At 71.5% G+C, this 18,486-nt stretch carries 12 protein-coding genes; 8 read left to right on the top strand and 4 right to left on the bottom strand.

Features of this window, described 5'->3' with window-relative positions:
- The first annotated feature begins 63 nt into the window (after positions 1 to 63).
- From AB0G74_RS09835 to hflX, 5 genes are all read left to right on the top strand, one after another.
- Positions 64 to 504 (top strand): hypothetical protein, encoded by a 441-nt coding sequence (locus AB0G74_RS09835; RefSeq protein ID WP_361142675.1) that lies wholly within the window; start codon positions 64 to 66, stop codon positions 502 to 504.
- 231 nt (positions 505 to 735) lie between these two features.
- Positions 736 to 1,689, top strand: coding sequence for a diaminopimelate epimerase (gene dapF, locus AB0G74_RS09840; protein ID WP_361142678.1), 954 nt, complete (start codon positions 736 to 738; stop codon positions 1,687 to 1,689).
- A 151-nt stretch (positions 1,690 to 1,840) separates the two neighbouring features.
- Positions 1,841 to 3,994 carry an HD domain-containing protein gene (locus tag AB0G74_RS09845; RefSeq protein ID WP_361142680.1) on the top strand — a complete coding sequence of 718 codons (2,154 nt, stop codon included), beginning with the start codon at positions 1,841 to 1,843 and terminating at the stop codon, positions 3,992 to 3,994.
- A 64-nt stretch (positions 3,995 to 4,058) separates the two neighbouring features.
- Positions 4,059 to 5,612, top strand: a complete 1,554-nt coding sequence (locus AB0G74_RS09850; RefSeq protein WP_361142683.1) for a M1 family metallopeptidase — start codon at positions 4,059 to 4,061, stop codon at positions 5,610 to 5,612.
- A 225-nt stretch (positions 5,613 to 5,837) separates the two neighbouring features.
- Positions 5,838 to 7,328, top strand: a complete 1,491-nt coding sequence (hflX, locus tag AB0G74_RS09855) for a GTPase HflX (protein WP_361142686.1) — start codon at positions 5,838 to 5,840, stop codon at positions 7,326 to 7,328.
- Between the two features lie 98 nt (positions 7,329 to 7,426).
- On the opposite strand, the gene AB0G74_RS09860 is transcribed toward hflX, so the two are convergent.
- The gene (locus tag AB0G74_RS09860; RefSeq protein ID WP_361142689.1) at positions 7,427 to 8,734 is read right to left on the bottom strand and encodes a trypsin-like peptidase domain-containing protein; all 1,308 of its coding nucleotides are present in this window, start codon (positions 8,732 to 8,734) and stop codon (positions 7,427 to 7,429) included.
- Positions 8,735 to 8,902: 168 nt separating this feature from the next.
- A complete protein-coding gene (locus tag AB0G74_RS09865) occupies positions 8,903 to 10,069 on the bottom strand; it encodes a hypothetical protein (protein ID WP_361142692.1) in 1,167 nt (388 codons plus the stop codon).
- Between the two features lie 433 nt (positions 10,070 to 10,502).
- Here AB0G74_RS09865 and AB0G74_RS09870 point away from each other — a divergent pair, with 433 nt between their 5' ends.
- Positions 10,503 to 12,473 (top strand): ATP-dependent DNA helicase, encoded by a 1,971-nt coding sequence (locus AB0G74_RS09870; RefSeq protein ID WP_361142695.1) that lies wholly within the window; start codon positions 10,503 to 10,505, stop codon positions 12,471 to 12,473.
- 128 nt (positions 12,474 to 12,601) lie between these two features.
- On the opposite strand, the gene lexA is transcribed toward AB0G74_RS09870, so the two are convergent.
- Entirely contained in the window at positions 12,602 to 13,390 is a 789-nt protein-coding gene (gene lexA, locus AB0G74_RS09875) for a transcriptional repressor LexA (protein WP_361142698.1), read from the bottom strand.
- 861 nt (positions 13,391 to 14,251) lie between these two features.
- Between lexA and nrdR the strand changes: the two genes are divergently transcribed.
- Both nrdR and AB0G74_RS09885 read left to right on the top strand, forming a co-directional pair.
- A complete protein-coding gene (gene nrdR / locus AB0G74_RS09880; protein ID WP_361142701.1) occupies positions 14,252 to 14,755 on the top strand; it encodes a transcriptional regulator NrdR in 504 nt (167 codons plus the stop codon).
- A gap of 169 nt (positions 14,756 to 14,924) precedes the next feature.
- Positions 14,925 to 17,813 carry a vitamin B12-dependent ribonucleotide reductase gene (locus AB0G74_RS09885; protein WP_361142704.1) on the top strand — a complete coding sequence of 963 codons (2,889 nt, stop codon included), beginning with the start codon at positions 14,925 to 14,927 and terminating at the stop codon, positions 17,811 to 17,813.
- 102 nt (positions 17,814 to 17,915) lie between these two features.
- Here AB0G74_RS09885 and AB0G74_RS09890 read toward each other — a convergent pair whose 3' ends face one another.
- Positions 17,916 to 18,440 (bottom strand): TerD family protein, encoded by a 525-nt coding sequence (locus AB0G74_RS09890; protein WP_361142706.1) that lies wholly within the window; start codon positions 18,438 to 18,440, stop codon positions 17,916 to 17,918.
- Positions 18,441 to 18,486 lie beyond the last annotated feature (46 nt).

Here is an 18,486-nt window from a genome sequence, read left to right on the forward strand (position 1 = left end):
CTCAGGCCGTGCCATCATCGAGCATCGATCGACGTGGAGTCCGAGTTGGGAGGGCGCGTGGCGATGGAGGCCGGCCCTCACGACACCGAGCAGCAACCACGTGATGTCGTCGACGGCGCACCCGGGCTCAGCCCCGACGGCCCGGACGACCAGGAGATCGTCACGGACGAGGTCGAGGTCGAGCTGCGCCCCGCCCGCAAGCTGCGGATCTGGCAGCTCGCGCCCATCGTCGTCCTCGCCGCCGTCGGCTCCCTGATGTTCGCCTTCCCGCTCGCCTTCGGCACCGGCGAGGCGGGCGCCGTCGTCGCCATGCTGGGCCTGCTGCTCAGCTGCTGCGCCGCCGGATGGGGCGTGATGGCGGCCCGCCGGGTGGGATACACCTGGCCCGGACTGCCGTCCCGGGGCTCGGGCGAGCGACCGGACTGGCGAGTCCTCGCGCTCTACATCGGGGTGGCCGCCGTCGCGGTCGCCCTGGCCGTCTGGCGGGTTGCCCGGCTGCGCTAGCCGGCCCCCGGCCGTCGCGTCGGCCCGTCTCCCGGTCACGGCCTCCGGCGCGCGCCGCCCGGATCGCGGACGCCGGGCGCGGCGGTGCCCCCGGCATCACCGGAGTCGTCCGAACCCATCCCGTACGGCAGTGACCGCCCCCGGGCCCCCTCCCTCGTATCCGCGGCCGTAGCGCCCGGGACCAGGGGCCTCCGGGCCCGTCAGGGGCCCTGTACCGGTCGTCCTCGTACGATGGACGGCGTGAGCACCGCAGAGCCTTCGCGCCCCCCGTACGAGACCGCACCTCCGGCCGGCCCGGTCGCCTTCCTCAAGGGGCACGGCACGGAGAACGACTTCGTCGTCCTCCCGGACCCGGAGAACGGCCTCGACCTCTCCCCGGCGACCGTGGCCCGGCTCTGCGACCGGCGGGCCGGGATCGGCGGCGACGGCGTGCTGCACGTGGTCCGCTCCGCCGCCCATCCCGAGGCGCGCCACCTCGCGGACCAGGCGGAGTGGTTCATGGACTACCGCAACTCCGACGGCTCGGTCGCCGAGATGTGCGGCAACGGCGTACGCGTCTTCGCCCGCTACCTCCAGTACGCGGGCCACGCCGGGGCCGGTGAGCTGGCCGTGGCCACCCGGGGCGGCGTCAAGAAGGTCCATATCGCCAAGGGCCCCGCGGGCGACCCCGACGGCGGGGAGATCACGGTCCGGATGGGCCGCGCGGTACTCCCCGGCGAGGACGTCACCGTCACCGTCGGCGAGCTGAGCTGGCCCGCCCGCCATGTCGACATGGGCAATCCGCATGCCGTCGCCTTCGTGGCCGACCTCGACCAGGCGGGCGAACTGCGCACCGCCCCGGAGTACGCGCCCGCCGAGGTCTATCCGCACGGCGTGAACGTGGAGTTCGTCGTCGACCGCGGGGAGCGCCACGTCGCCATGCGGGTCCACGAGCGGGGCTCCGGGGAGACCCGCTCCTGCGGTACGGGTGCCTGTGCCGTCGCCGTGGCGGCGGCCCGCCGGGACGGCGCCGACCCGGCGCTGACCGGGGTCCCCGCCACGTACACCGTCGATCTGCCGGGCGGGCGGCTGGTGATCACGGAGCGGCCGGACGGAGAGGTCGAGATGACGGGCCCCGCCGCGATCGTCGCTGAGGGTCACATTTCGCCTGCCCTCTTCGTACGCTCCGAAACCGCCGACGCATAGAGCTTCGCTCGAACGGGTGATCCGGTTCACGCTCGGCGAGAGCCGGACTGCTCCACGTGGTGGGCTCGGTAGCATCAAGCACCGGCCCCGGGGGCACGAACGCTCCGCCAACCGCCGGGCGTTGCGTATCGATTCCGCGCGGAGGTGCCCCATGAGTGCAGAGGCCGCCAACCCTGGTGCCCACAGCCGTCGACGCGGCCGGTCCCGGATCGACCTCCGCCGGCTGGGCCGCGCGGCGCTGCTGGGGCCCGCCGCCCGGCACCGGCTCCCCGACGCCATCGGACATGTGGCGGACGTCCACCGGGCCCACCACCCGGACGCCGATCTCGCGCCGCTGCACCGCGCGTACGTCCTCGCGGAGTCGTCCCACCGGGGGCAGTTCCGCAAGAGCGGCGAGCCGTACATCACCCATCCGCTGGCCGTCACCCTGATCCTGGCCGAACTCGGCGCCGAGACCACGACCCTGACGGCGTCCCTGCTCCACGACACCGTCGAGGACACCGATGTGACGCTCGAACAGGTCGAGCGGGAGTTCGGTGCCGAGGTGGCCTATCTCGTGGACGGGGTCACCAAACTGGAGAAGGTCGACTACGGCGCCGCCGCCGAGCCCGAGACCTTCCGGAAGATGCTCGTCGCCACCGGCGACGACGTCCGGGTGATGTCCATCAAGCTCGCCGACCGGCTGCACAACATGCGGACCCTCGGGGTGATGCGGCCCGAGAAGCAGGTCAGGATCGCCAAGGTCACGCTGGACGTGCTGATTCCCCTCGCCGAGCGGCTCGGGGTCCAGGCGCTCAAGACGGAGCTGGAGGACCTGGTCTTCGCGATCCTCCACCCCGCCGAGTACGAGCGGACCAGGGCCCTGATCGCGGAGAACTCCACCGCCCGGGCCGTACTCGACTCCGTGGCCGAACGTTTCCGCGCCGTACTGCGGGACTCCGGTATCGCCGCCGAGGTCCATATCCGGCCCCGCCACTTCGTCTCCGTCCACCGGGTGGCCGGAAAACGGGGCGAGCTGCGCGGCACGGACTTCGGCCGGCTGCTCGTCCTGGTCGGCGAGGACGCCGACTGCTACGGCGTACTCGGCGAACTCCACACCTGCTTCACGCCGGTGGTCTCCGAGTTCAAGGACTTCATCGCCGCCCCCAAGTTCAACCTCTACCAGTCGCTGCACACCGCCGTCGCGGGCCCGGACGGCGCCGTCGCCGAAGTCCTCATCCGTACGCACCAGATGCACCGGGTGGCCGAGGCCGGGGTGATCGCCCTGGGCAACCCCTACGCGACCGCCGAGACCGGTGCCGCGGACCCCGACCCGGCGGCCCCCGGCGAGACCGCCGACGGCGAGCGGGCCGACCCCACCCGCCCCGGCTGGCTCTCCCGCCTCCTCGCCTGGCAGGAGGCCACCCCGGACTCCGACGCCTTCTGGACCTCCTTGCGCGCCGACCTCGCCCAGGACCGGGAGATCGCGGTCTTCCGCGCCGACGGCGGCACCCTCGGACTGCCCGCCGGTGCGACCTGCGTCGACGCCGCGTACGCCCAGTACGGGCAGCGGGCCCACTCCTGTATCGGGGCCAGGGTCAACGGCCGCCTCGCCGCCCTGGGGACCGTCCTCAAGGACGGCGACACGGTACAGCTGCTGCTGGCCGACGAGGGGGCCAGGGGAGCGTTCCGGGAGACCGGGTCCGGGCCTTCCCCCGACTGGCTTGACCACGCCCGTACGCCAGCCGCCCGGATCGCCATCGGCGCCTGGCTCGACAGCCACCCGGAAGACGCCGCTCCGCCCGCCGCCGCGCCCCGTAGACCGCTGCCCGTGGCCCCGGACCGCGCGGAGGGCACGAACGCGCTGATCGACCTTCCCGACGCGGACCCGGCCGCCGAGCCGGTGACCGTGCGACTGGCCGGCTGTTGTACGCCCGTCCCGCCCGACGCCGTCACCGGCTTCCCCGTCCGCGGCGGCGTGGTCACCGTCCACCGCCAGGAATGTCCCGCCGTATCGCGGATGCGGTCCCTCGACCGGCAGCCGGTACCGGTCCGCTGGGGCGAGGCCACGGACTGCCGGGTCACCCTGGTCGCCGAGTCCTTCGGCCGCTCCCGGCTGCTGGCCGATCTCACCGAGGCCATCGCCGCCGAAGGCGCCGCCATCGTCTCCGCCACCGTCGAACCCCCCAGCGAGCAGCGCGTCCGGCACACGTACACCCTGAGCCTGCCCGACGCGGCCCGGCTGCCGTCGCTGATGCGGGCGATGCGGGGGGTCGCCGGGGTCTACGACGTCAGCCGCACCCAGCATCCGGCGGCCACCGCCTGACCCGTTCGGGGGAACCGACGCGCGCCGCGCCCCGCGGGCGGCGGCGCGCTGGTAGCCGTAGCACATGCCGCCCACCACCGCCCGGCCCGTCTTCCGGCGTTTCCGGCTCCCCCGGCCCGTCCGCAGACCGCTGCGGGCCGCCGTCCTCGGGGCCGCGTGCGCCGCACTGGTCGCCGCCGTACTGCCACCGCCCTCCCCGGTCGCCCTGGGGATCGGCGACCCCCTCTTCCCGACGCTCGGCAACCCCGGCTACGACGTGATCGCGTACGACATCGGCCTGACCTACGGGGGCGTCAACACCGAGCCGCTGGACGCCGTCACCGTCCTCGACGTACGGCTCACCGACCGGCTGGAGCGTCTCAACCTGGACTTCACCCACGGAACCGTCGGCTCCGTCGAGGTCGACGGGGCGCCCGCCGGGTTCGCCACCGTCGAGGAGGACCTGGTCGTCCGGCCGGAGCGCCCGCTCGACCGGGGCAGCCGGGCCCGGATCACCGTCCGGCACACCAGCGACCCGCGCGGCCCCCGCAACGCGGGGGGCTGGATCAGGACCGGCGACGGACTGGCCATGGCGAACCAGGCCGACGCGGGCCACCGGGTCTTCCCCTCCAACGACCACCCCGCCGACAAGGCGTACTTCACCTTCCGGATCACCGCCCCCGACGGGCTGACCGCCGTCGCCAACGGGGTACGCAAACGACGCACCGACAACGGCTCCACCACCACCTGGATCTATCGCACCCGCCACCCCATGGCCACCGAACTGGCCCAGGTCTCCATCGGACGGTCCGCCGTCCCGACCCGCGACGGGCCCCGCGGGGTGCCGATCCGCGATGTCGTCCCCGTCGCGGACCAGGAGGAACTGGAGCCCTGGCTGCGGAAGACACCCGCCCAGATGGAGTGGCTGGAGAGCCGCGTCGGCCGGTACCCCTTCGAGACGTACGGCGTCCTGATCGCCGACGCGAACACCGGCTTCGAACTGGAGACGCAGACCCTCTCGCTCTTCGAGCGGGCCCTGTTCGGCCCGGCCTATCCCGAGTGGTACGTCGACTCGATCATGGTCCACGAACTGGCGCATCAGTGGTTCGGCGACAGCGTCACCCCCCGCGCCTGGTCCGATCTCTGGCTGAACGAGGGCCACGCCACCTGGTACGAGTCGCTCTACGCCGAGGAGAGCGGCGGCTACACCCTGGAGTACCGGATGCGCGAGGCGTACCGCCGCTCCGACCAGTGGCGGGCGGACGGCGGCCCCCCGGCGGCACCCCGGCCCCCGACCCCCGGACAGAAGATCAGCCTCTTCCGGCCCATCGTGTACGACGGCGGCGCCCTGGTCCTCTACGCGCTGCGGCAGACGATCGGCACCGACGCCTTCGAGCGGCTGGAACGCGCCTGGGTGCGCGAGTTCCGGGACGGTACGGCGGGCAGCGCCGACTTCGCCCGGCTGGCGTCCCGGATCGCCGGACGCGATCTGAGCGCCTTCTTCCGGTCGTGGCTCTACGAGGAGCGGACCCCGCCCATGCCCGGGCACCCGGAGTGGCGGAGCACGCCGCCGCCGACCGCTTCGCCCGCCTCGCGGCCGCCCGCCGCCGGGCCCGGGACCGCGGCGAAACCGGGGTGACGGGCCCGAGCACGGCATGCGACCATCGACCTGTCGCCGACGCCGCGCCGTCCCGACGGCCCGGAGAGGCATCCGGACCGGCGGACCGGGGAATCATCCGGGAGCGTCACGCGTTGTGATCGACGAAGGCCGTACCGGAGGAGCCGTGACGGGTTCCGGCCGGGACGACCGGGCCGCCGCTCCGGCGACGGGCGCAAGTTCCTCTCCCATCGACGTAAGGATCCAATGACCTCCTCTTCATCCCCTTCCCAGGACCAGCGGAGCTCCGCTCAGACGCGCACGGAGAGCCTTCGGGCCGATGCCCTGATGGAAGAGGACGTCGCCTGGAGCAACGAGATCGACGGAGACCGGGACGGCGACCAGTTCGACCGCTCCGAGCGTGCGGCGCTACGGCGCGTGGCCGGACTCTCCACCGAACTCGAGGACGTCACCGAGGTCGAGTACCGGCAGCTGCGCCTCGAACGCGTCGTGCTGGTCGGTGTCTGGACCTCGGGCACCGTGCAGGACGCGGAGAACTCCCTCGCCGAGCTGGCGGCGCTCGCCGAGACGGCGGGCGCGCAGGTGCTCGACGGAGTGATCCAGCGCCGGGACAAGCCCGATCCGGCCACCTACATCGGCTCGGGCAAGGCCCAGGAGCTGCGGGACATCGTCCTCGAATCCGGCGCGGACACGGTGGTCTGCGACGGTGAGCTGAGCCCCGGCCAGCTGATCCACCTGGAAGACGTCGTCAAGGTCAAGGTCGTCGACCGTACGGCCCTGATCCTCGACATCTTCGCCCAGCACGCCAAGTCGCGGGAGGGCAAGGCGCAGGTCGCGCTCGCCCAGATGCAGTACATGCTGCCCCGGCTGCGCGGCTGGGGCCAGTCCCTCTCCCGGCAGATGGGCGGCGGCGGGGGCGGCGGTATGGCCACCCGAGGCCCCGGTGAGACCAAGATCGAGACGGACCGTCGCCGGATCCGCGAGAAGATGGCGAAGATGCGCCGTGAGATCGCGGAGATGAAGACCGGCCGCGAGATCAAGCGGCAGGAGCGCCGGCGCCACAAGGTGCCGTCGGTGGCGATCGCCGGATACACCAACGCCGGAAAGTCGTCCCTGCTCAACCGGCTCACGGGCGCCGGAGTCCTGGTGGAGAACGCGCTGTTCGCCACCCTGGACCCCACGGTCCGCCGGGCCGAGACCCCGAGCGGTCGGCTCTACACCCTCGCCGACACGGTCGGATTCGTCCGCCATCTGCCGCACCATCTGGTGGAGGCGTTCCGCTCCACGATGGAGGAGGTCGGCGACGCCGATCTGATCCTCCACGTGGTGGACGGCTCGCACCCGGTGCCGGAGGAGCAGCTGGCCGCCGTACGCGAGGTGATCCGCGAGGTGGGCGCGGTCGACGTGCCCGAGATCGTGGTGATCAACAAGGCGGACGCGGCCGATCCGCTGGTGCTCCAGCGGCTGCTGAGGATCGAGCGGCGGGCGATCGCCGTATCGGCCCGCAGCGGCCAGGGCATCGAGGAACTGCTGGGGCTGATCGACCTCGAACTGCCCAGGCCGGAGGTGGAGGTCGAGGCGCTCGTGCCGTATACCCAGGGCGGCCTGGTCTCCCGGGTCCATGTGGACGGCGAGATCCTCTCCGAGGAGCACACCTCGGAAGGCACGCTGCTCAAGGCCCGGGTCCATGAGGAGCTGGCCTCGGCGCTGGCTCCGTACGCCCTGGTCGGCAGCTAGTCTCTCGCCCCCTGGGCCGAGCGGAAGAACATCGCGCCCGTTTCCCCGCCGTTCTCGCGGCGGGGAAACGGGCGCGTTCGTCGTCTCCGGTACCGGACTCAGGGCGTGGTGGTCGTCGCGGGGGTGGCCGGGGTCGCCGGGGCGCTTACGGCCGGGATGCTCATGGACGCGTAGATCCGCTCGGCGTCCTTCCCCAGCCGGGGTCCGGCCAGCCAGATCGGGTCGGCCGGGCCGATGGAGGTGTTGGAGACGAGTACGGGCTGACCGGCCCGGTCGGTGAACCAGCCCCCGCCCGATGAACCGCCGGTCATGGTGCAGCCCATCCGCCACATCACCGGTTCACCGGTCTCGAAGGCGAACCGGCCGGGGCGGCCCGTGCAGGAGTGCATCAGGGCGCCGTTGAACGGGCGGGCGGCGGGATAGCCCCGGATGACGAGGGACGCCACCTCGTTCGGCGCGGGCGCCGCGAAGTCGACCCCCAGGGCGCCGCCGACGGTCTCCTCCAGCGACGCGGCCCCCGGCTCGGGCTTCACCCGGACGACCGCGAAGTCGTGGGAGGCGCCGGTGCCGTCCGACGCGTCGCCGGTACGGATCCAGCGGTCGGAGGTGGCCACGCCGTCCGCCCAGTACGAACCGAACGGCGCCACGTCCTCCGGCGCGGCGGACGTCAGCTCACGCGCGGGGAGCGCCCGGGAGTTGTAGGCCGGGACGAAGACGATATTCCGGTACCAGCCGCCCTCGCCGCCCGCGTGGACACAGTGCCCGGCGGTCCACACCAGATTGGACCTCCCCGGGTTCGCGGGGTCCTTCACCACCGTTCCCGAGCAGACCATCGTGCCCTCGGGGGCGTCGAAGAAGACCTTGCCCGAGGTCGCCGCGTACTGCCGGTACGGCGTCCGTTCCGCCCGGGCCCGGACCGCCGACGGCTCCGGGTCCGAGCCGTCCTCCCCGACGGCGTCGGTACCCGTGGCGGGGCCGCCGCCCGGACCGACGGTCCGGTCCGGCGGCTCTGCGGTGACCATACGGTCGGGCACCCAGTGGTCCTCGATCACCGGATTGACGAACTCGTCCGGCTCCCGCGGCCACTTCTTCCGGTCCCAGTCCCGCCAGCCGCCCTCGCGCCACTTCTTCTCGTCGACGGCGCCCCGGCCGGAACCCCGCCGTTCGGCGGCCGGGCCACCGGCGGAGGCGGAGGGGCGGTCGTCGTCCGCCGCCGGACTCGGCGTCTTCGTGGCGGACGGCGACGGCGTCGGTGACGCGCCGCCCACGTCGGCACCGGGACCCGCGGCGGGGGAGGACGCGCGGGGCTCGTCGGACGCGCGGTCGTCGCTCTGCCCGCAGGCCGTGGTCAGGACCAGTGCCGAGGCCAGACCGACGGCGGTCAGCAGCGGGCGTATCGGTCGCATGGGAAACGGATCTCCTGGATCGTACGGAGGGTGCCCCGGGCCCGGCGGGGCAGGGGGGAATGAGGAGAAAGGAGGGTCCCGTGCCTCGGTACGGCACGGGACCCGACAGATCCGGAGGGGCGAAGGCGGATGGCGTGACCACCCGTACGATCGCCGCCCCCGGCGCCGCTAACGTCCGGCGAACTTCTTGCTGACGGCCTCGTAGACGCCCTTGGCCTCGGCGCCCAGCCGGGGACCGGCCAGCCAGCCCGCCGACACCGGTCCGATGGACGTGTTCGAGACCAGGGCGGGCTCGCCGTCGGCGCCCTCGGCGATCCAGCCGCCGCCGGACGAACCGGCGGTCATGGTGCAGCCGATCCGGTACATCGTCGGCTGGTCGGCCTTGACGGAGAGCCGTCCGGGCCGGTCCGCGCACTGGAACATCCGCTGGCCGTCGAAGGGCGGCCCAGCCGGGTAGCCGGTGGCCCGCAGCCGGTCGATCTTCGCGGCGGCCGGGGCGTCGAAGTCGACCTCCAGCGCCGAACCCACCGTCTCCTCCAGGGACTTGCCCGTGCCGCCCTTCTCCGGGGTGACATGGACGACGGCGAAGTCGTAGGGCGCTCCCCGGCCGCCGGACGTCGCGCCCTGCGCGATCCACTGGTCGGAGGTCTGGGCCCAGTCGGCCCACCACACACCGTGTGGGGCGACCTGCTCCTTGGGGGTGCTCTCCAGCGCCCCGGAGGGCTTGGCGCCGTCGTTGTAGGAGGGGACGAAGGCGATGTTGCGGTACCAGCCGCCCTTGCTGCCCGCGTGGACGCAGTGTCCGGCGGTCCACACCAGATTGGACTTGCCCGGGTTGGCCGGGTCCTTCACCACGGTCGCGGAGCAGACCATGGAACCCTTCGGCCCGTCGAAGAAGACCTTGCCCGCCTCGGGGGCGCTGGAACGGTACGGGGGGCTCACGGGCTGCGCCGACACCCGGGCCGGAGTGGGGTCGGTGACCCCCTGGTCGCCCGAGATGTCATTGTCCGTCGGCTGCTCGGGCTTGTCGGCGTCCCGCATCCGGTCCGGGTCCCACAGCCCCTCGATGATGGGGTTGATGTAGTCCCGGGCCTCGCGGAGCCAGGTCTCCCGGTCCCAGTTCTTCCACTCGCCGTCGCGCCACTTGTCCAGGTCGATCCCGTGCTCCTTGAGCCGGTTCTTGAGATCGTCCGGGATCAGTCCGTCGGTGGGTAGGCTCGTGGGCAGCTTCGGACCGTCGGCTGCGGTCTTCTCGTCGCCGCCGCAGGCGGTGGCCGTGAGCGCGAGGGCGACGGCTATCGAGGCCGCCGCCAGCGTCGGGCGCATGCGTCGCATGTCTGATATCCCCCTGAACATCGGTAATTCGGTGCTGCCGGGCCGATCCGCGTCCGGGCCCGGACGGGCCCGGCTGTCGCGGCGGCCGGCCGCCGCGGCTCGACGGAGCCGCCGCGAACCTTACAAGGTCGCCGCCCACCAGCGGCGCCGGGGCCGTGGCGGGAGCTTCCGGTGCCCGGCCGGTGGCAGGCCATCGGCATGTACGGGACACGGAGCCGCGGAGTCAGTGTTCAGCCCCGCCGCGTGCCCTGGGGGAGCCGTACCCGAGGTGCGACGGAGCTGTTACAGAGTGGCGACGGCATCGCGGCACCCGGTACCGGGACACCCCGGCGGCGACCGTGGGCGGCTCCCGCGGGCGGCCCGCCCACCCCTGCGGGTGGATCCGGCCGGATCCCGGCCCGCTGTCAGTGGTGGCACGTAGGGTGGACGGCCTATGACGAAGCCATCCCTCCCCGAACTCCTCCATGCCGCCGTGACCGCCGTCGGCGGTATGGAACGGCCCGGTCAGATACTGATGGCCGAGGCCGTCGCCGAAGCCGTGGAGGACGGCAGCCATCTCCTCGTCCAGGCGGGGACGGGCACCGGGAAGTCCCTCGGATATCTGGTTCCGTCGCTGGCCCACGGGGAACGGGTCGTCATCGCCACCGCGACCCTGGCCCTCCAGCGCCAGCTGGTCGAGCGCGATCTGCCGCGTACGGTCGACGCGCTCCATCCGCTGCTGCGCCGGCGCCCGGAGTTCGCCATGCTCAAGGGCCGGTCGAACTACCTCTGTCTCCACCGGCTGCACGAAGGCGTGCCGCAGGACGACGAGGAGGGGCTCTTCGACCCCTTCGAGGCCGCCGCGCCCACCAGCAAGCTCGGCCAGGACCTGATCCGGCTCCGGGACTGGGCCGACGAGACCGAGACCGGGGACCGTGACGCGCTGACCCCCGGGGTGTCGGACCGGGCCTGGGGCCAGGTGTCCGTGTCGTCCCGGGAGTGCCTGGGCGCCAGCAAGTGCGCGTACGGCGCCGAATGCTTCGCCGAGATGGCGCGGGAACGGGCGAAACTCTCCGAGATCGTCGTCACCAATCACGCCCTGCTCGCCATCGACGCCATCGAAGGCGCCCCGGTCCTGCCGCCGCACGAGGTGCTGATCATCGACGAGTCCCATGAGCTGGTCTCCCGGGTGACCGGCGCCGCCACCGGCGAGCTGACCCCCGGGCAGGTCAACCGGGCCGTACGCCGGTCGGCCAAGCTGGTGAACGAGAAGGCGGCCGACGCCCTGCAGACCGCCGCCGAGACCTTCGAACGGGTCATGGAGGTGGCCCTGCCCGGACGGCTGGAGGAGATCCCCGAGGACCTGGGGTACGCCCTGCTGTCCCTGCGCGACGCGGCCCGTACGGTGATCTCGGCGCTGGGCGCCACCCGTGACAAGTCCGTCCAGGACGAGGACGCCGTACGGAAGCAGGCCCTCGCCTCCGTGGAGACCGTGCACGGCGTCGCCGAGCGGATCACCCAGGGCTCCGAGTACGACGTCGTCTGGTACGAGCGGCACGACCGCTTCGGCGCGTCGCTCCGGGTCGCGCCGATGAAGGTCTCCGGTCTGCTGCGCGAAAAGCTGTTCACCGACCGCTCGGTGGTCCTGACCTCGGCGACCCTCAAGCTGGGGGGCGACTTCAACGGGGTCGGCGCCTCCCTGGGCCTGCCGCCGGAGGGGACGGAGGGGGACGACGCGCCGCAGTGGAAGGGACTCGACGTCGGCTCGCCGTTCGACTACCCCAAGCAGGGAATCCTGTACGTCGCCCGACATCTGGCGACCCCGGGCCGGGAGGGCTCGCGCGGCGATATGATGGACGAACTGGCCGAGCTGGTCGAGGCGGCGGGCGGCCGGACCCTGGGGCTGTTCTCCTCCATGCGGGCCGCGCAGGCGGCGGCCGAGGAGCTGAGAGGGCGGCTCGACCATCCGATCCTGCTCCAGGGCGAGGAGACCCTCGGCGAGCTGATCAAGAACTTCGCGGCGGACCCCGGGACCTGCCTCTTCGGCACGCTCTCCCTCTGGCAGGGCGTGGATGTGCCGGGACCGAGCTGCCAGCTGGTGATCATGGACCGGATCCCGTTCCCCCGGCCCGACGATCCGCTGATGAGCGCCCGGCAGAAGGCGGTCGAGGAGGACGGCGGAAACGGTTTCATGGCCGTCGCGGCCACCCATGCTGCGCTTCTGATGGCTCAGGGCGCGGGACGGCTGGTACGGGCGACGGGCGACCGGGGTGTGGTCGCGGTGCTCGACCCCCGGCTGGCCACCGCGCGGTACGGCAGCTTCCTCAAGGCGTCCCTGCCGGACTTCTGGTACACCACCGACCGCAATCAGGTCCGGCGGTCCCTCTCCGCGATCGACGCCGCCGCGAAGGCCGACGGGGCCTAGAAGAGCGTGCGCCTGTCCTGTCGGGCCACCGAACGGTGGCCCGACAGGACAGCAGGGAAGAAGAAGGAGCCGCAGGGCCCCGGGACCGGCGCAGTGGGTCCCGGGGCCGGTCTGGATCGGCTGAGGTCTCAGACCCGCCGCAGTACGGCGACGACCTTGCCGAGGATGGTCGCCTCGTCACCCGGGATCGGCTGGTAGGCGGCGTTGTGGGGGAGGAGCCAGACATGGCCGTTCTCCCGCTTGAACCGCTTGACCGTGGCCTCGCCGTCCAGCATCGCGGCCACGATGTCGCCGTTCTCCGCGACCGGCTGACGGCGGACGGTCACCCAGTCGCCGTCACAGATCGCAGCCTCGATCATCGAGTCGCCGACGACCTTCAGTACGAACAGCTCACCGTCGCCGACGAGCTGGCGGGGGAGCGGGAAGACGTCCTCCACGGACTCCTCGGCCAGGATGGGGCCACCGGCGGCGATCCGTCCCACCAGTGGCACGTAGGACGCGGCGGGCTTGCCCGTGGTGTCGGCGGGCTGCGCGCTGGGCTGGTCGGAGCCGCGGACCTCGTACGCCCGGGGGCGGTGGGGGTCGCGGCGGAGGAAGCCCTTCCGCTCCAGGGCCATCAGCTGATGGGCGACGGACGAGGTGCTGGACAGGCCGACCGCCTGGCCGATCTCACGCATCGACGGCGGGTATCCCCGGCGCTGTACGGAGTCGCGGATGACCTCGATGACACGCCGTTGCCGGTCGGTGAGTCCGCTGCTGTCCGCCCTGATGCCTGGAGGTCGGCCGGGCAGCGCGCGCGTGGGCCGGGTGGGCTCGGCGCCCTCCGTGGCCGATTCCTTCACGGCGTGCACCGGTTCGAATCGGCCCTGGGGCCGGTCATGGGCGGTGATGATGGCACTGTCTGCGGTGGTGGTCACGTCGGCCCCTCTCGAATGGTCTCCCTGGCTGGACAACGGTAGTAGGTTTCGAAAGGTTGCGCCAAACACACGTTCGAGTGAAAAAACGCTGATTGACTTACGTGGACATGCGTTTGGGTGTAGGAGTCGAGGGTCCCGGATAGGGCGTCGCCCGGATCACGCGAGGTGGAACCGGCATCCCTTATTCGGGGATCCCTTTTCCGCTCCGCTCGCCGGCGGGTATCGCGAGTCTTCCGGGCTCTTCCGGCCGCCTTCGGCGAGCAATTCCGGTTCGGATTCCCGTTCGGTTTCCGGCTCGGCCGGGAGCATTCGCGGGTTTCCGCCGCGGAAGGCCGGGCCGGCCCGGTTCGCCGCCGGATCGCGGAGCCTTACCGCCGCTGTGTCCCCCGGAGTCGCCGGACCTCGCCGGGCCCGGGTTCCCTCGGGTCCAGTCTCGCATCCGGCGCCCCGGAATTCGGTGACGCCGCGCGCGTCCCGTACGCTCGTCACCGGATCCCCGTCGTCACTCCGGGTCCGTGCGCGCGGAACGCGTGCCGGGCCCCGCGGCGCCGTGCCCGGCCCGCCCGGCGAGCCTCCGCCACCCCGGCCCCGCCCGGCGATTCGATGGCGGGCGTCGCCTCCCGGTGCCGTGGAGTCACCGGCCGTACGCCGTCCGCGACCAGCGCGGCCCGGGCGACACGCGCTCCGGGGAAATCAACGAGCAAACCCCAGATGTAGTGGTTGGATTGGGGGCACAGCCCACAAGTTGTGGTCCCCGGTGCTTCAAGGTCGGGACCATCGCCTATGCTTGGGCTTGCTCCGAAGGGCTTCGGCAGGTGTGCCGGGGCTGTTCAGTCGTGCCGTGAAGGAGGGTTGGGAACCATGCACTGCCCCTTCTGCAGGCACCCCGACAGCCGGGTCGTCGACAGCCGGACCACCGATGACGGAACGTCGATCCGACGCCGTCGGCAGTGCCCCGACTGCTCCCGCCGCTTCACGACGGTGGAAACCGCGTCACTCATGGTGATCAAGCGCAGTGGAGTGACCGAGCCCTTCAGTCGTACCAAGGTCATCTCCGGAGTGCGCAAGGCGTGCCAGGGGCGGCCTGTCACCGAGGACGCCCTCGCCCAGCTCGGCCAGCGGGTCGAGGAGGCGGTGCGCGCCACCGGCAGTGCCGAGCTGACCACCCACGACGTGGGTTTGGCCATACTCGGCCCCCTGCAGGAACTCGACCTCGTCGCGTACCTGCGGTTCGCATCCGTCTACCGGGCGTTCGATTCGCTCGAGGACTTCGAGGCCGCGATCGCGGAGCTGCGGGTGCAGCGGCCACCCGTCGCGGGAGACGGCACCGCAGAGGTGCCCGTGCCCGCCGGGGCCGCCGACTGACCGACCGCGTGAACCGCGGTCCGGGCCCGGCCCGCCGGAACCCCGGCGGGTCGTGGGCGGCGATGACATCAGCCATGGGCGTTTGAAGCGCCCTCGGCATCACAGACAGACAGTGCCACGGGAAGATCTGGGCACTTCAGGGCGTTTTTGCCCGTAAATGGGAGGCGGCATGACAGAGACGACGAGCGGTCCGGCACGAGGGTCCCGAGCCAAGGGGGCCAAGGTCGGCAAGGGCCTGCGGATCGAGCGCGTCCACACCACCCCCGGCGTGCATCCGTACGACGAGGTGGTCTGGGAGCGCCGTGACGTCGTCATGACGAACTGGCGCGACGGCTCGATCAACTTCGAGCAGCGCGGCGTCGAGTTCCCCGACTTCTGGTCGGTGAACGCGGTCAACATCGTCACCAGCAAGTACTTCCGCGGCGCCGTCGGCACGCCCCAGCGCGAGACCGGCCTCAAGCAGCTGATCGACCGGATCGTGAAGACCTACCGGAAGGCCGGTGAGGACTACAAGTACTTCGCCTCGCCCGCCGACGCCGAGATCTTCGAGCACGAGCTGGCGTATGCCCTGCTGCACCAGATCTTCAGCTTCAACTCGCCGGTGTGGTTCAACGTCGGCACCCCTCAGCCGCAGCAGGTGTCCGCCTGCTTCATCCTCTCCGTCGACGACTCCATGGAGTCGATCCTCGATTGGTACAAGGAAGAGGGAATGATCTTCAAGGGGGGTTCGGGCGCCGGTCTGAACCTCTCCCGGATCCGTTCCTCCAAGGAACTGCTCTCCTCCGGCGGCAACGCCTCCGGCCCGGTCTCCTTTATGCGCGGAGCCGACGCCTCCGCCGGGACCATCAAGTCCGGCGGGGCCACCCGCCGGGCGGCCAAGATGGTCATCCTCGATGTCGACCACCCCGATATCGAGGGCTTCATCGAGACCAAGGTCAAGGAAGAGGAGAAGATCCGCGCCCTGCGGGACGCGGGCTTCGACATGGACCTGGGCGGGGACGACATCACGTCGGTCCAGTACCAGAACGCCAATAACTCGGTCCGGGTGAACGACGAGTTCATGAAGGCCGTGGAGTCGGGCGGCTCCTTCGGACTGCGGGCCCGGATGACCGGCGAGGTCATCGAGGAGGTCGACGCCAAGTCCCTCTTCCGCAAGATGGCCGAGGCGGCCTGGGCCTGTGCCGACCCCGGCATCCAGTACGACGACACCATCAACCACTGGCACACCTGCCCCGAGTCCGGCCGGATCAACGGCTCGAACCCGTGCAGCGAGTACATGCACCTGGACAACACGTCCTGCAACCTCGCGTCGCTGAACCTGATGAAGTTCCTCAAGGACGACGGCGAGGGCCACCAGTCCTTCGACGTCGAGCGCTTCGCCAAGGTCGTCGAGCTGGTCATCACGGCGATGGACATCTCCATCTGCTTCGCCGACTTCCCCACCCAGAAGATCGGCGAGAACACCCGCGCCTTCCGCCAGCTGGGCATCGGCTACGCCAACCTGGGCGCCCTGCTCATGGCGACCGGCCACGCCTACGACAGCGACGGCGGCCGGGCCCTGGCCGGTGCCATCACCTCCTTGATGACCGGTACGTCGTACCGCCGCTCCGCCGAGCTGGCCGCCGTCGTCGGCCCGTACGACGGCTACGCCCGGAACGCCCAGCCGCACAACCGCGTCATGCGGCAGCACGCCGACGCCAACACCTCGGCCAAGCGGATGGACGACCTGGACTCCCCGATCTGGGCCGCCGCGACCGAAGCCTGGCAGGACGTGATCCGGCTCGGTGAGAAGAACGGCTTCCGCAACGCCCAGGCGTCGGTGATCGCCCCGACCGGCACCATCGGTCTGGCGATGTCCTGCGACACCACCGGCCTGGAGCCGGACCTCGCCCTGGTCAAGTTCAAGAAGCTCGTCGGCGGCGGCTCGATGCAGATCGTCAACGGCACCGTGCCGCAGGCGCTGCGCCGGCTCGGCTACCAGGCCGAGCAGATCGAGGCGATCGTGGCCCACATCGCCGACCACGGCAATGTGGTCGACGCCCCCGGCCTGAAGACCGAGCACTACGAGGTCTTCGACTGCGCCATGGGCGAGCGGTCCATCTCCGCCATGGGCCACGTCCGGATGATGGCCGCGATCCAGCCCTGGATCTCCGGCGCGCTCTCCAAGACGGTCAACATGCCGGAGTCGGCGACCGTCGAGGAGGTCGAGGAGATCTACTTCGAGGCGTGGAAGATGGGCGTCAAGGCGCTCGCGATCTACCGCGACAACTGCAAGGTCGGCCAGCCCCTCTCCGCCAAGACCAAGGAGAAGGAGAAGGCGGAGGTCACCGAGAAGACCGAGGAGACCATCCGGGCCGCGGTCGAAAAGGTCGTCGAGTACCGCCCGGTCCGCAAGCGGCTGCCCAAGGGCCGCCCGGGGATCACCACCTCCTTCACGGTCGGCGGCGCCGAAGGCTATATGACCGCCAACTCCTACCCGGACGACGGTCTGGGCGAGGTCTTCCTGAAGATGTCCAAGCAGGGCTCCACCCTCGCGGGCATGATGGACGCCTTCTCCATCGCCGTCTCCGTCGGTCTGCAGTACGGGGTGCCGCTGGAGACCTATGTCTCCAAGTTCACCAATATGCGATTCGAGCCGGCCGGTATGACGGACGACCCGGATGTGCGGATGGCGCAGTCGATCGTCGACTACATCTTCCGCCGCCTGGCGCTCGACTTCCTGCCGTTCGAGACCCGCTCGGCGCTCGGCATCCACTCCGCCGAGGAGCGTCAGCGCCACCTGGAGACCGGCTCCTACGAGCCGTCCATCGAGGACGACGAGGTCGATGTCGAGGGGCTGGCGCAGTCCGCGCCGCGCCGACAGGACATCGTCCCCGTCCCGGCGCCGAAGGCGGCCGCCCCCGCCCCGCAGCAGGCGCACACCTCGGCCGAGCTGGTCGAGATGCAGCTGGGCATCAGCGCCGACGCGCCGCTCTGCTTCTCCTGCGGAACCAAGATGCAGCGGGCCGGTTCCTGCTACATCTGCGAGGGCTGCGGTTCCACCAGCGGCTGCAGCTGACCGTGTGCGGGGCGTCGACCGGGTGACCGGTCGGCGCCCCGCCGCCGTCGCCGGGGCGGCCCGCCGGGGCTTCCAAGCCCCGGCGGGTCAGTCACGGGCGGGTCAGTCCCGGCCCATCACCGAGACGAAGGACTCCGGGTCGGTCTCGAAACCGCGTACGCCGTCCAGGAAGGACCAGGCGCCGGTGTCGGCGCGGACGAATTCCGCTATCACCGCCGCCGTGGCGCCGGAAACGGCCGAGAAGTCATGGCCCGCCAGCTCGGTGTACCCCTCGGTCACCGCCACCCGGGTGTTGGCCACATCGCCGAAGGCGAGCCGGCCGTCCCGCTGCTGGATCACCACCCCGACCACGACCCGCCCGTAATCCGCCGCCAGCCGCTCCAGCTCCAGCTTCATCACCTCGTCGGAGCCGAATCCCTGACCGGTGCGGCTGTCCCGGGTCAGAGTGATGGTGCCGTCGGGGGAGCGGCTGTCGAAATGCACGACATACGCCGGGTCCCCTTGCGGCGCGTCCTTGCGGTAGGTCGCCGCGACGATGTCGAGATCGTGGGCTGCCCCGCCGATCGGACTCGGATCCCAGCGCAGGGCCACCTCGACCGTGCGGACGCCTTTGTTCGGGCTGCTCACCACAAATCCCTTCCCCATAACTGCCGGTGACTCTCCCTCCATCGAC

Origin of the sequence: Streptomyces sp. NPDC020875, from assembly GCF_040641415.1 — a bacterium.
Taxonomy (GTDB): Bacteria; Actinomycetota; Actinomycetes; order Streptomycetales; family Streptomycetaceae; genus Streptomyces.